The organism is Psychrobacter sp. AOP22-C1-C5, assembly GCF_052378885.1.
Lineage (GTDB): Bacteria > Pseudomonadota > Gammaproteobacteria > Pseudomonadales > Moraxellaceae > Psychrobacter.
Window position 1 is genome coordinate 81,581 of the sequence record NZ_JBQSYC010000002.1, and the last position, 14,227, is coordinate 95,807.

At 44.6% G+C, this 14,227-nt stretch carries 12 protein-coding genes; 9 read left to right on the forward strand and 3 right to left on the reverse strand.

The window, feature by feature from the left end:
- Positions 1 to 14: 14 nt before the first annotated feature.
- Positions 15 to 1,940: an AAA family ATPase gene (locus ACT3TH_RS02805; RefSeq protein ID WP_444754336.1), complete on the reverse strand. Its 1,926-nt coding sequence runs from the start codon at positions 1,938 to 1,940 to the stop codon at positions 15 to 17.
- A 385-nt stretch (positions 1,941 to 2,325) separates the two neighbouring features.
- On the opposite strand from ACT3TH_RS02805, the gene exaC reads away from it, so the two are divergent.
- The 7 genes from exaC to ACT3TH_RS02840 all read left to right on the forward strand — a co-directional run bounded on the left by exaC (position 2,326) and on the right by ACT3TH_RS02840 (position 10,674).
- The gene (gene exaC, locus ACT3TH_RS02810; RefSeq protein WP_444754337.1) at positions 2,326 to 3,852 is read left to right on the forward strand and encodes an acetaldehyde dehydrogenase ExaC; all 1,527 of its coding nucleotides are present in this window, start codon (positions 2,326 to 2,328) and stop codon (positions 3,850 to 3,852) included.
- A gap of 163 nt (positions 3,853 to 4,015) precedes the next feature.
- A complete protein-coding gene (locus ACT3TH_RS02815) occupies positions 4,016 to 4,342 on the forward strand; it encodes a DUF779 domain-containing protein (protein WP_444754338.1) in 327 nt (108 codons plus the stop codon).
- Between the two features lie 403 nt (positions 4,343 to 4,745).
- The gene (locus tag ACT3TH_RS02820) at positions 4,746 to 6,392 is read left to right on the forward strand and encodes an ABC transporter substrate-binding protein (protein ID WP_444754339.1); all 1,647 of its coding nucleotides are present in this window, start codon (positions 4,746 to 4,748) and stop codon (positions 6,390 to 6,392) included.
- A 165-nt stretch (positions 6,393 to 6,557) separates the two neighbouring features.
- Positions 6,558 to 7,574 carry an ABC transporter permease gene (locus ACT3TH_RS02825; protein ID WP_444754340.1) on the forward strand — a complete coding sequence of 339 codons (1,017 nt, stop codon included), beginning with the start codon at positions 6,558 to 6,560 and terminating at the stop codon, positions 7,572 to 7,574.
- A 142-nt stretch (positions 7,575 to 7,716) separates the two neighbouring features.
- Entirely contained in the window at positions 7,717 to 8,631 is a 915-nt protein-coding gene (locus tag ACT3TH_RS02830) for an ABC transporter permease (protein ID WP_444754341.1), read from the forward strand.
- Between the two features lies 1 nt (position 8,632).
- On the forward strand, positions 8,633 to 9,706 hold the full coding sequence (locus ACT3TH_RS02835; protein ID WP_444754342.1) for an ABC transporter ATP-binding protein: 1,074 nt from the start codon (positions 8,633 to 8,635) through the stop codon (positions 9,704 to 9,706).
- Positions 9,703 to 10,674: a peptide ABC transporter ATP-binding protein gene (locus ACT3TH_RS02840; protein ID WP_444754343.1), complete on the forward strand. Its 972-nt coding sequence runs from the start codon at positions 9,703 to 9,705 to the stop codon at positions 10,672 to 10,674. Before ACT3TH_RS02835 ends, ACT3TH_RS02840 begins: the two co-directional genes overlap by 4 nt.
- 232 nt (positions 10,675 to 10,906) lie before the next feature.
- Here ACT3TH_RS02840 and ACT3TH_RS02845 read toward each other — a convergent pair whose 3' ends face one another.
- Positions 10,907 to 11,326: a nuclear transport factor 2 family protein gene (locus ACT3TH_RS02845; RefSeq protein ID WP_444754344.1), complete on the reverse strand. Its 420-nt coding sequence runs from the start codon at positions 11,324 to 11,326 to the stop codon at positions 10,907 to 10,909.
- 174 nt (positions 11,327 to 11,500) lie between these two features.
- On the opposite strand from ACT3TH_RS02845, the gene ACT3TH_RS02850 reads away from it, so the two are divergent.
- Together ACT3TH_RS02850 and ACT3TH_RS02855 are read left to right on the forward strand one after the other, a co-directional pair.
- Positions 11,501 to 12,457, forward strand: a complete 957-nt coding sequence (locus ACT3TH_RS02850) for a LysR family transcriptional regulator (protein WP_444754345.1) — start codon at positions 11,501 to 11,503, stop codon at positions 12,455 to 12,457.
- A gap of 26 nt (positions 12,458 to 12,483) precedes the next feature.
- Positions 12,484 to 12,975 carry a hypothetical protein gene (locus ACT3TH_RS02855; protein ID WP_131392442.1) on the forward strand — a complete coding sequence of 164 codons (492 nt, stop codon included), beginning with the start codon at positions 12,484 to 12,486 and terminating at the stop codon, positions 12,973 to 12,975.
- A 23-nt stretch (positions 12,976 to 12,998) separates the two neighbouring features.
- Here the strand turns inward: ACT3TH_RS02855 and ACT3TH_RS02860 are convergent, their stop codons facing one another.
- Entirely contained in the window at positions 12,999 to 14,018 is a 1,020-nt protein-coding gene (locus ACT3TH_RS02860; RefSeq protein ID WP_444754346.1) for an NERD domain-containing protein, read from the reverse strand.
- Positions 14,019 to 14,227: the final 209 nt, after the last annotated feature.

Sequence of the window (14,227 nt, forward strand, 5' to 3'; positions counted from 1 at the left end):
TGATTTGCAAAATGCTACGGAGTGATAAAGATTAAGGCCAAACGAATGGTGTTGTAATCAATACTCTGCTTGAGATGGTCAAATATCGGACGCAGCTTGATACTACCATCATCATTAAAGTCGTTTGGATTATTGGCAACTTTGATGGCGACATAAGCATTGCCCACGGCCGTCATCACCTCGTCATCTGGACGCAGATGATCACACATCAAACTTGGGTCTTGCGATTTTAGCTCACCGATGTGACGCATAATGGTAGACTGCGAAAGTTGACGCTCTTGTGAAATTTCAGCAATAGACAGACTCTCTTCTAATAATATCCGTGTTGCTAAGAGTGTACTATCGGATTTATCTGATACTTGATTGCCCAGCTTTTGTTTTTTATCTATCTGCGCTTGCTGCTGCTCGCGGCGCTTTTTTTGTAGATTGACGTAGGCTTCTATCACAGATTTGCTCAGCGTGCCGCCTGATTTCAAAATGAACTTCTCATGCGCCTGCGTCATACTTTCTTCATCAAGCATGGCATAGTTGGCATCGGCTTCTTCAGACAATACCAAAAACCGCTTATCCGCCCCGCGTGCCAAAGGATCAAGCTGCAAACTCATGTCATTCATACCTAACAGCTGTAATCCTGACAGCGATTTTAGTCGTGATAGCGCCACATACCCTTGTCCCAGCTCAAACGTACGAGACAAGTCAATTTCAGCGGCTTCTAATGTCATGCCTTGCGATTTGTGAATAGTAATCGCCCATGCCAGACATAATGGCACTTGCTCGTAGCTTGCCAGCACATCACCTGTCTCATCTTCGATGATCCACTCTTCAGGCTCGGCGATGACCTCGCGTCCCGAATTGAGCCTGACTAATGGCATTTTTTGTGTGGCGGGCTTTTTGGCTTTTGGTTGCTTTTTATCACTGTCTTTGTCTTTTTTGGTTTTGCCTTTTGCAGACTCTTCATCTTTGTCCGCATCTTCCTCTTCAATCAAAGCATCAGTGGTGTCTTGACTGTCATCAACCTTAACAGCGGCAAAGCCTATTAGCTCACCCATTGTGCCATTAGAGACACCAAGCTCAGTGTTGTTTTTGATAAACATGACCTTGGCACCCACTTTGAGAATCAGCTCATCTTGCGTACGAACAGTTTTTTTCAGCGTGTCAACCAGCTTACTATCGCCTGTAGAAGTGGCGTCAAATCTTTTCATCTCGCCTGACAGCGCGGCAAGCTCCGTATCATTGATTTTGTTGACGTTTAGATTGTGCGTGTAAAGACGCGTGCGTTTGACATCGACATTTTGATCAAAGGTTGCTTCTAGTGCCGCAATCGCCTCAAACGTGACTTCCTGACGACGAATCTGATTGAGAATATCATCCAAATCAAGACCGCCATTGGCCGCCTCGCTTACCTGCCTGTGCTGCTCACTCAAGTAGCAAATATGGAACTTGGCATCGAGCCACGCTTCTGACATAAAAGCGAACTTCTCACGGTTGGTCTCTCCCTTACTACCGATTGGCGGCAACTGAAAAAAGTCGCCTGCCACCACGACCTGTATGCCGCCAAACGCTTTGTCATTTTTGCGCACATGCTTGAGCACTTGACTGACCAAATTGAGCTGCTTGGCATGCAGCATCGATATCTCATCAATAATCAATACTGCCGTGTCTTTTAATCGGTCTGCCAAAAACTGCTTGCGCGATAAATTGGTCAGATCACGTTCTGACAGCTCATCTTTAATACCAATACCCGACCAGCTATGAATGGTCGTGCCGCTCATATGCGTTGCCGCAATACCAGTACTGGCCGTCACGGCAACAGGGACACGGCGCGCGCGCAAATAATCGATATATTGATTGAGCGTATAGGTCTTACCTGAACCTGCTGAGCCCGTTAAAAAGACATTTTGACCTGTTTTTAAGATATCAAGAGCAGAAGATTGACGCATATATCCAAACCAATTAGATGAGTAGTAGTAATAATAAAAGAAAAAGAGACAGCGGGACTGGTATAAATTCTTTATAGCCTTTGTCTGCAACAGCACAATAAGCAAGAAAAACTTGTCCCAGTCACGCGTTGCAATGACATGGAAGCATTTTACCTAGTATTGACTATGAGCAAAAATAGCTACCATGATTATAACAGCTGTACCCATTTTGCGGACGATTATAACCATCATACAGCACATAACTTTAAGTTATATGATACAAAATATATCATTATAAAAAGTCATTATTCCTCTGAACTAAAGCTCAGTACGATAGAGTGATACTTGGTTAGGAAGGCCAACTATTTATCACCAAGTGATCATAATACACAACAAGGAGTCGTTAATGTTATACGCCTATCCCAATACCGAAAACAGCCCTGTGCAATTCCGCGAAAAATACGACAATTTCATCGGTGGTGAGTGGGTCGCGCCAATCGATGGCGAATACTTCGATAACCCAAGCCCTATCGACGGCAAAATCATTTGCCAAGTTGCTCGCTCAAAAGAAGCCGATATCGAAAAAGCGCTAGACGCGGCTCATGCTGCCAAAGATGCGTGGGGCAAAACCAGCGTTACCGACCGTGCCAATCTCCTGCTCAAAATCGCTGACCGCATGGAAGCCAATTTAGAAGCCATCGCTATCGCAGAGTGCTACGAGAATGGCAAACCTGTGCGCGAGACATTGATGGCAGATATTCCTTTAGCCATCGATCAATTCCGTTATTTTGCCAGTGCCATTCGCGCGCAAGAAGGTGGCATCAGCCAAATTGATGAAGACACCGTTGCCTATCATTTTCACGAACCACTTGGCGTCGTCGGTCAAATTATTCCGTGGAATTTTCCTATATTGATGGCGGTTTGGAAAATTGCGCCCGCCCTTGCTGCTGGTAACTGCATCGTCATGAAGCCTGCTGAGCAGACCCCAGCCTCTGTCTTATTTATGTTAGAGACCATCGGTATCGCTGATTTGTTGCCAAAAGGTGTGCTAAATATCGTCAATGGTTTTGGTGTCGAGGCAGGCAAACCATTGGCATCCAACCCACGTATCAATAAAGTTGCCTTCACTGGTGAAACTACCACTGGTCGCCTTATCATGCAATATGCCAGTGAAAACATCATCCCAGTGACACTGGAGCTGGGCGGCAAAAGTCCCAATATCTTCTTTGCCGATGTAATGGATGAAGACGATGACTTCTTAGACAAAGCCGTCGAAGGTCTAGTGATGTTTGCGCTAAACCAAGGCGAAGTCTGTACTTGTCCTTCACGAGCACTGGTGCACGAAAGCATCTATGATGAATTTATCAAACGCTGTATCGCGCGCGTCGAAGCCATCAAAATGGGCAACCCGTTAGATACCGACACGATGATTGGTGCTCAAGCCAGCTCAGATCAGTTAGAAAAAATCCTATCTTATCTGGATATCGGCAAAAAAGAAGGCGCAAAAGTCTTGGTGGGTGGCGAGCAAGCCCAGCACGATGGCGATCTATCAGACGGTTACTACGTCAAACCGACTATATTTGAAGGCACGAACGACATGCGCGTGTTTCAAGAAGAGATTTTTGGACCTGTACTTGCCGTCACTACCTTCAAAGACGACGATGAAGCCATGCAAATTGCCAACGACACCTTGTATGGGTTAGGCGCAGGTATTTGGACGCGTAGTGTGCATAAGGCATATCGCTTCGGACGTGGTATTCAAGCAGGCCGTGTATGGACCAATTGTTATCATATTTATCCGTCACACGCCGCTTTCGGTGGTTATAAGCAATCCGGCATCGGCCGCGAAAACCATTTGATGATGCTCGATCATTATCAACAAACCAAAAACATGCTGGTCTCTTATAGTTCAAAAGCGATGGGATTTTTCTAATTTAAAAGTAGTAGATTCATCAAAAACAACAGGTCGCGTCACGTTCAATCACATGCCTTGCGTGATGTGAGAGAAAATGATGCGACTTTTTGTATTCTAATATCTCCATTCTTTCAATATTAATGCTTCTAACGTTCCTGTTTTCAACGATAAGGAAATCATCATGAAAGTGACCGCGACTGAATCCTGCAAGTCCTTAATTGAGTTACTCAAATCGAAACACGGCGATCTGATGTTCCATCAGTCAGGCGGCTGCTGTGATGGCAGCTCACCTATGTGCTACCCATTGGGTGAGTTCAAGGTGGGTGGACAAGATGTTTTGATCGGTGAGCTGGCAGGTTGTCCGTTTTATATGGGTAAAGCCCAGTACAAGCTCTGGCAACATACCGATTTGACCATTGATGTCGTCAATGGGCGCGGTGCAAGCTTTTCGCTTGAGATACCTGAAGGTAAGCGCTTCATCGTACGCTCAGAAATTTGTGCCGTATAGATAGCAGAATTTTTCACAATAAAATAGCGTCTGTTTAAACAAGCCGCTGTGCAAAATACAGTCAAGTTAAGGCTGCGATAACGGCTGCCATATTCAATAATGGAGCAATTACAAACGAACGCTTTGTATCCAAACTATTTCACATATGTATCAAAACTTTTTTATATATCCCTTGCACTACCACTATTTAAAGGAGTATATTCAGACGACTTATTCATATTGATGTTTTCTGCAAACCTGAATTGGGGTTCACACAAGCTGAATTCTTTTTTATTTTTTAGGTTCAAAACACGATATAAATAAATACTTTAAAGGGAATTAGGCGCTCGCTAATGGTATTCAGGGTTTGAATACGAACCTATAAATATAGGGGCGACGACTTATCATTACATAGGATGTAAGAATGCAAAAATCACTCTTCAAAATGACGATGTTGGCTACGCTTGTCTTGGGTATTAGTGCCTGTAGTGGCGACAACAAAACCAATTCAGCTTCTGGTGCCGATGCTGGCTCAGATGCCAAAGCTGCTAAAACCTTACTTTATTGCTCAGAAGGCAGCCCTGCTGGTTTTGATCCAGCGCAATACACTTCAGGGACTGATTTTGACGCCAGCGCCTATCCTATTTACAACGGCTTAGTAGAATTTAAAAGAGCTGAGACCGAGATTCAGCCAGGATTGGCTGAGAGCTGGGATATTAGCGAAGATGGCAAGACATATACCTTCAATCTTCGAAAAGGCGTCAAATTCGGTAAGACGGATTACTTCACCCCAACCCGCGATTTCAACGCAGACGACATGGTCTTTACGCTAGAACGTATTACCAACCCAGACTTTGAGTTTAATAAGGCCTACCCTGCTGAATTTCCATACTCAGTTGGCATGGGACTACCTGATATCATCTCAAATATCGAAAAAATTGATGAGCATACTGTAAAAGTTACTTTGAGCGAAACCAATGCGCCATTTTTACAGAACCTAGCGATGCCTTTTGCTTATATTAGTTCTGCTGAATATGCTGACCAACTGATGGCGTCTGGCAACGAGCCTGATATCAATAACAAACCTGTCGGTACAGGGCCTTTCGTCTTTACGTCCTATCAAAAAGATGCCCAAATCCGTTATACCAAAAACCCAGACTATTGGAAAAAAGACGACGTCTATATCGACAATCTTGTTTTTGTCATCACCAAAGATTCTGCTGTTCGTGCTCAAAAAGTCCAAGCGGGCGAATGTCATGTCTCCGCTTATCCAAAACCTGCCGAGATTGAAGCAGTCAAAAAATCTGGTAAAGCGACAGTTCTTAATCAACCAGGTTTTAACGTCGGCTATGTCGGCTACAACGTTGAAAAACCAAAGCTGAGCGATCTTAGAGTCCGTCAAGCATTAGATATGGCGATCAACAAAGATGCCATTATCAACGCGGTTTATCAGAGCGAAGGTATCAAAGCCTCTAACCCTATGCCGCCTACGCAGTGGGGTTACGACAAATCGCTCAAAGATGCGCCTTATGACGTCGAAAAAGCAAAAGCGCTTATCAAAGAAGCGGGTGCAGAGAACCTTGCCATCGATTTATGGTATATGCCAGTTCAACGCCCATACAATCCCAATGCCAAGCTAATGGCCGAAATGCTGCAAGCAGATTGGGCGAAGATTGGTGTCGATGCCAAGCTTGTAACCTATGAATGGGGCGAGTATCTAAAACGCGCCGCTAAAGGTGAGCCTGATGTCATCCTAGCGGGTTGGACGGGTGACAATGGGGATCCAGACAACTGGCTTGGTTCGTTATTGTCTTGTGACGCTGTTGGCGGTAACAACTACTCACGCTGGTGTAATAAAGACTTTGACAGTTTGGTGACCAAAGCGCGTCAGATTACCAATCAAGATGAGCGTGTAAATGACTACGTACAAGCTCAGCAGATATTCAAAGAGCAACTGCCTTGGACGACGATGGCGCATTCGGTGGTAACCGTATTCACAGCACCAAACGTTGTTGATTATAAAATCAGTCCACTTGGTCAAGTACGTTTCGATGGTGTAAAGGTAGAATAACGCTACCTAGATAAGTCCGGTACGACAAGTCCTATTATTGCATTTGTATTCGGTTGGATCAGACTGTCTGTTTCAGCCGTACCTAATGCCAATTCAGGGGCTTGTTGCGGACAGTCTCATCACTGCTACCACTCTAATCATCGAACCACAACTGTCGAGCGGCTTATGCTACTTTATATTTTGCGTCGAATTGCCATTCTCATTCCTGTCTATCTTGGCCTAACGCTATCAACCTTTACTCTGATTCGTCTCGTACCGGGCGATGCCGTCGAGATTATGATGGGTGAGCGTATGGTCGATCCAGAGCTACATGCTCGCGCCTTAGAAAGACTTGGATTGGATAAACCTCTCATCGTTCAATATTGGGATTACTTGAGCGGTATTTTAACAGGTGACTTTGGGGCGTCCTTTCGGACACGCGCCCCCGTTTTACAAGACTTTTTTGCGCATTTTGTACCAACCTTAGAGTTGGCCCTGTGCGCAATTATCATTGCTAGTATCGTTGGTGTCAGCTTAGGTATTTTTGCCGCTTTACGCCGTGGTACTTGGATTGATTATACATTGATGTCAGGTGCGCTGGCAGGCTACTCCATGCCCATCTATTTATTGGGCCCTATCCTCACTGGTATATTTGCCCATTACTTAGGTCTATTACCAGTCGCTGGTGTGATCTCTGTTGCTCAATTTTTAGATGTTCAGCCATTATACGGTTCATGGTTATTAGGCTCTCTGACCTCCGGAGAACCGGGTGCATTTTGGGATGTGGTCAAACACTTTATATTGCCTTCCATTGCTTTATCAACCATTCCACTAGCGATGATTGCGCGGATGACACGCTCTGCGATGCTAGAAGTGTTAGATGAAGACTATGTGCGTACGGCTCGCGCCAAAGGTTTGTCCCCGCGCCGAGTGATATTGATACACGTGATGCGCAATGCATTGATTACCGTTGTGACAGTGGTTGGCTTGCAGATGGCAACATTGCTCGCAGGCGCTATTATCACCGAGACTATCTTTAGCTGGCCAGGCGTTGGTAATTGGCTGCTCGATGGCTTTTTCACCCGTGATTATCCAATCGTACAAAATGGTATTTTATTGGTGGCCACCGCCTTGATTTTGGTTAGCTTATTTATTGATATTTTGTATGGCCTTATCAATCCGCGTATTCGCCATACTTCTTAATTCAACATTGATAAATACTCATATTATAAATAGGGGCGATTGACGCTTGAGTGGGTTTTAGAGTCTTTTAGCAAAATCTGACTCCTTTTTAGGAATGAGATTCTAGCCACTTTCAACGCGCTCGCCACTATAGGAACTGCTCATGAAGCCTACTGTTCTTCCCTCTGATACTAAACTTATGGCAGCCACTCCTCCGTCATCTTGGCAGCTATTTTTATCAACATTTTGCCGAAACAAAGGCGCCGTACTTGGCTTTATCGTATTAGCATTGATGGTTATCGTTGCCATACTCGCGCCAACGCTTGCTCCTCATGACCCTTATGAGTTATTTACTGGTCAAGAGCAATTGCCCCCTGCGTTTTTGAGTGGTGGCAATACCATTTTTTGGCTAGGCACTGATGATGCTGGTCGAGATACCTTGTCTCGAGTGATGTATGGTGCGCGCTACTCCTTATTTATCGGTCTGAGCGCGACCACCCTTGCTATGTTGGTCGGTGTCTCTTTAGGACTCAGCGCCGCGTTTTGGCCAAAGGTTTGGGGCAAAGCGGTCATGCTGGTCAATGATATTTTGATGTCCTATCCAAGCTTGTTGTTAGCCATTATTATTGCGGCAATCTTAGGCCCATCTATGACCAATACAATCATTACGATTGCCCTCGTCTGTACGCCGCCTTTTATTCGTCTGACCCGCGCCACTGCCATGGTAGAGCTACAACGCGAGTACTTTATCGCCTCCCAAGTGATGGGTGCTGGCGTGCTCAGGCTATTGTTCGTGACGATTTTGCCCAACTGTATGGCACCACTTATCGTACAAGCAACGATGATTTTTTCATCTGCCATTCTAGAAGCAGGTGCGATTGGTTTCTTAGGATTTGGTGTACAACCACCAGATGCCGAATGGGGCGCAATGCTTGGTACGGCGCGGCAATATATTCAAAGTAATGTGTGGCTCGCTATTTGGCCGGGTGTCGCTATCTTTTTAGCCGCCTTGTCTATCAACCTGACAGGTGACGGCCTACGTGATGCGCTCGATCCCAAATTGAAGCAGGTAAACTAAGATGACTGATACTTTACATAATCCCAATGCGTCGATGAATCGCTCATCAATCAACGAAGCCCCCTTATTATTAGACATTGAAAATCTATCGGTTACTTTTGGTACAGGGGCGCGTGCCTTTCGCGCGGTCGATGATGTATCTTTGACGATCAAACAAGGCGAGGTAATCGCGATTGTGGGTGAATCTGGTTCAGGTAAGTCCGTCACTATGATGGCCTTGATGGGACTGTTGCCGCCTTATGCGAGCGTCCGTGCTAAGCGTGTGATGTTTGATAATAAAGACATGCTCAACATGTCCCCAAAAGAGCGACGCGCCATCATTGGTAAAGACATCTCTATGGTCTTTCAAAATGCAATGTCTTGCCTGAACCCAAGCTTTACCGTTGAGATGCAATTGGGCGAAGTACTGCGCAAGCATCTTGGCTTACGTGGTTCGGCTGTACGCACACGCATATTGGAGCTGTTGGAATTGGTCGAGATGCCCGACGCCAAAAACCGGCTTAAAGTCTATCCTCATCAGTTGTCAGGTGGTATGAGTCAGCGAGTGATGATTGCCATGGCGCTTGCCTGTGAGCCTAAATTGCTTATCGCAGATGAGCCAACTACGGCACTGGATGTCACCGTACAAGCACAAATCATGGATTTGCTTGGTCGACTCCAACGTGAAAAACAAATGGCGATGGTACTGATCACTCATGACTTGGGTTTGGTTGCGCAAAACTCGCGTGATGTTGCCGTCATGTATGCCGGACAAGTGGTCGAAACCAATACGGTGCCAGAGATTTTCCAAAATCCTGCTCATCCTTATACCGAAGCCTTGCTACAAGCAATTCCTGAGCTGGCTATCGGTCAGGACAGATTGCACAGCTTACCAGGTGTGGTTCCCAGCCAATATGATCGCCCAAGCGGCTGCTTATTGTCTCCTCGCTGTCCCTATAAAGAAGCCGCGTGTGAAGTACCGCCGCCTATTTTAGATACGCCCAATGGTAAGGTGCGCTGCATTCATACCGATCTACCAAGCATACCTGCTGGTACTTCTCCTTTTGACGCTGCTACTTTGGAGTCCCAAGCATGAGTAATAAAGTGGTCTTAAAGGCAGACAATTTGCACAAGCACTACCCCGTATCCCAAGGTTTGGGTAAAGCCAAAGCGCAAGTCAAAGCATTAAATGGCGTATCGTTTGAGCTTAGAGCTGGCAAAACGCTGGCGGTCGTTGGTGAGTCAGGCTGCGGTAAATCCACCCTTGCCCGCCAGCTGACCCTCATCGAGCAACCAACGGACGGTGAGCTGTTTATCAATGATGAAGGGACGACTGGCTATAGCAGACGTGCGCTAAAAGAGCTACGTACCGAGATTCAGATGGTCTTCCAGAACCCCTATGGCAGCTTGAACCCACGTCACACCATTGGCTATCAATTGACGGAGCCATTAGACATTCATACTAAGCTGTCAAAAGAAGACAAGCGTGACCAAATAAATGAGATGATGAAAAATGTTGGTCTACGTCCCGAACATGCGGGTCGTTATCCGCATATGTTTTCGGGTGGTCAGCGCCAACGTATCGCCCTCGCGCGTGCAATGATGTTGAACCCAAAGATTGTCGTCGCTGATGAACCCACTTCGGCGCTCGATGTATCGATTCAAGCTCAAGTATTGAACCTGTTCATGGATTTGCAAGACGAATATCATACCGCGTACGTCTTTATCTCGCACAACTTATCCGTCGTGCGCCATGTCGCTGATGATGTGATGGTGATGTACTTAGGTCAGGCGGTCGAACACGGGCCAAAACAAGCCATTTATGATGCGCCAAAACATCCTTATACCATGGCTTTATTAGCAGCGGCACCCACAGTGAACGGTCATAAGAATGATTTAACTCTACAAGGTGAGCTACCAAGCCCGTTGAATCTACCAAGTGGTTGCTCACTTCACAAACGCTGCCCTTACGCCAAACCAAAATGCAGTGAAATAGAGCCGCAGCTGCGAGAATGGGACGGCCGTTTGGTTGCCTGTTTGCGTTTAGAAGAGATTCATGGGTAAGAGATTGTAATTAAAAAAAACCGCCGTCATGGCGGTTTTGAGTTTTTCCATCATGAAATGGCTACACAATGTAATAATGCATGACTAGTAAAATTTTTCTTGCTTGCTGTGCCTGCACCGACAGAGGCAGCAAAAAATTTGTCCCTATCACGCTGTTTTTCTTTAATAGTGACCTGATTGTAATGGTCTCAATTTACCCTGCCCTTTACTGACGCTTATTTCATAGCAACACCTATCTTGAAATCTGCATTGCCGCTTCTAACGCCGCCGTATCTTCATGCATGCGGTATAAGCAAATCTTGCCTGCCTCATCGAAGCGTACAATCATCGTCCAAAGACTATTGAATACATCTCCAGTACGCTTGACCGTATGCGCAAGTTCTCCAAATCTGACAATGTAGTTGTCGCTTGCAATAGAGTCTTCCATCTCAAAGGTGCCAAACTCAAACATTTCTGCCAGATTTTTGAAGAACGTAGTGCCTGCTGCTTGACCAATGTGAGTCCCATAAATAGGCACTTGGCTATCACTCTGCTTTCGAAAGACCACAAATTTAACGTCTGTATCACATAGCATCATTGCTTGCTCGTACTCCCCTGTAAAAACATGAGCGATAAACTGGTCAAGCGTTTGGGTATTTGATGTTGTTTGCATATGCTTTCTCTATATTATGGACAAAATAAATCACGGCGTTTTAGGCTACCAGCGAGTAATATCCAGTCTAATGAAAGGCATAGTAGATAAACAGACGACGCCCACACATAGACTGTGCAAATATGCACAATGGAATTTGATAAGATAAGAGATGATTAAAATAAGAGAATGAATATGTACTGGGATGATTTGGCTTACTTTGTGTGCTTGGTAGAAAAACAAACACTGACTGCATGCGCTGAAGAAATGAATGTACAGCACAGCACGGTTGCTCGGCGTATTGAACATCTTGAGCAAACGCTCGGCATCAATCTTTTTGATCGGCTGGGCAAACGCTACACATTAACTATCGAGGGCGAACGGCTCTACCACCAAGCAGTAGAAGTCAAAAAAGAGATGGTTACTTTTCAAAGAATGGCGATTGATCAGAACGCTCTACAAGGCAAAGTGGTGGTATCCGCCCCGCCTGTATGGACAAATGAGGTGCTCATACCTGCTTTGGCTGACTTTCGCCAGCGCTTTCCAGATATCGTATTGGCTTTAAGCGGCGATGTAAGTATGAGCAATTTACATCAACGAGAAGCTGATATCGCTATACGCACGCGTCGTCCAACCCAAGAAGACTTGGTAATCCGTACATTAGGTTCATCGACTTATCGATTTTATGCCCATGATAAATACCTCAAAGACACCGTACCTGAGCAATGGCAACTCATAGAGTTTCAAGCCAACGCCAGAGTGCTTGCTTGGTCGCAAGCGTTCATGCAGCAGCAAGACTATACGATTGCGTTTAGTACCAATGACTTATATATGGCGTGTCACGCGGCTCGTCAAAAAATAGGGTTTGCGCTATTACCTGATTTTTTAGCCCGTCAGTATCCAGAACTGACAGCGCTAGATCCTATTAACAAATTAACCTTAACCGACTTGGAAACTCATTCCTCAGTGGACAATTACGCGGCGGCTGAACCATTACAACCTGAGCAGTTAGATACACACTCACCTATTCCACTGGCTCAATCGTACCCCCTTTATCTAGTCATGCACCCAGACGTAAGACGCTCAGCACGAGTCAGAGCGGTGGCAGATTGGTTGATTGCTTGTTCTAATCGATTAGAAGGGTTTACATAATATTTTCATTATATGGATAAATACAGATGATTGACTTTAGAATAAAAAAATCAAGCGCACTTACAGGTCGTCTAACCTTCCAGTTCGTTTATGATAAAAGTGACAACAGAAGTGATCACAACTTAGAAGACTTTAATTTTATAGATTCTATTTTTGTACAAGAGGAAGCTTTTTTTCTAATTGAGCCTATCTTTAGCACTAATGAATCTACAGAAAGGACACCTGAACAGCAACGATATTACCACTGGGGACTTAACTATCATGATCTAAATAGTCTTGAGATTATTTTGCGACAGATTATAGAGTTACAGCAAGGTATCCAACAATATAAAAACCTAGAAACGGTTCATAAGCTAGATTTGTATCTTACAAAGAAGCTTAAAAAGATTCTAACTATTCGTCGCATTCGCTATAAGCATCAGAATGAAATGGTAAATTACTTAACAGGCATTATTAATTTCATTAAAGTCGCTATTGATGACAAAGATATTAAAGGCATTTGGGTAATAGGTATTTGAAATACCAAGTTGAGTATTTATTATCAGCTGACATTCACTACACCGCGGCACTTAGGAAACTGGTGACAACCGTAAAAAGGCTGACCTTGACGCGCGCCTGTTTTAGCAACCCGCTTAATCATCTCGCCGCTACATTTTGGGCAAGTTGGCGTTTGGACGAATTTAGCGGTATTGTCTACCGTTTCAAGTATCGCAGGTTTTTCCACCTGTGGCTCAGGCTCTATAACTTCAAACGGTGTAAGAAATACTTTATTGGCCATATCATGTGACGTACTAGTATGCGGTGTGACTGTCTGCTGAGTATTCAAATTATCAATTAATAAATCTTCAGATTCAATCTCAGTCTGACCAGACCATCGATTCACTTCTCTACTTTTTAGGACTTTTTTAGGTTCAGACGTTGATTCTAATATGGGCGCAGGTTTACTTATCGAATCCGAATCTGAGTGATTATTTGATAATTTATTTGAGTTAGTGTGTTTGTCTTTTAGATAAGCTTTATGCTGCCTGTTGGTGCGCCACGACTTGGTGAATCGGTTGCTCTCAATTTGTTCGACAATGGACTTTACCTCTTCTTCGGTAAGTATCTTGTCCTGCTTTCTCTTTATGTAAGACGCCATGCCGCTTGTCAATACGTGCTCAGGTAGCTCATTTCGGGTTTTCAGCTCGCACTCACCGATAAAAGCTATCATTGAGTGAAAGTAGCTCATCTCCAACTCTAGTAGATTAGATAGCGTTTTGATGTGCAGGTAGTTCTGACGTAACGGGTTTTGGAATTTGAATTTACTTCCATTTGGAAAGGCTTGTGTCCACTGTCTTTGCGTCTCCTTTCCGTATATCCAGCCTTTATAGTTTTTTGTTTCGATAACAAAGATGCCGTATACGGAGACGATGACGTGATCGATTTGCGTACTACCACCATTGGCTAATGGTAAGGTGATGTTGTTTAGGCGATGATAGACGTCTTTATCTAACCTGAGCCACATGGCTACGTTGATGACAGTTTCGCCTAGAAAGCCTTTGAAGGTGGATTTTAGGGACATGGGCAATCTTATATTTTCAGGTAGTTATTGGGTAGTTAGAGAATACGTCACTCTGTTCTTTAATATCGATAGCGTGTCAAACAGCTGTACAGATTCTACATTTTAAAGCAGCTATCAGGTTTTCATTTTAAAACTTATTAATAGCATTAGTATGCTGACACATAGTTGGTTTTAAACTAGCCATGCGCTCTCACAATGCACTAATCAAC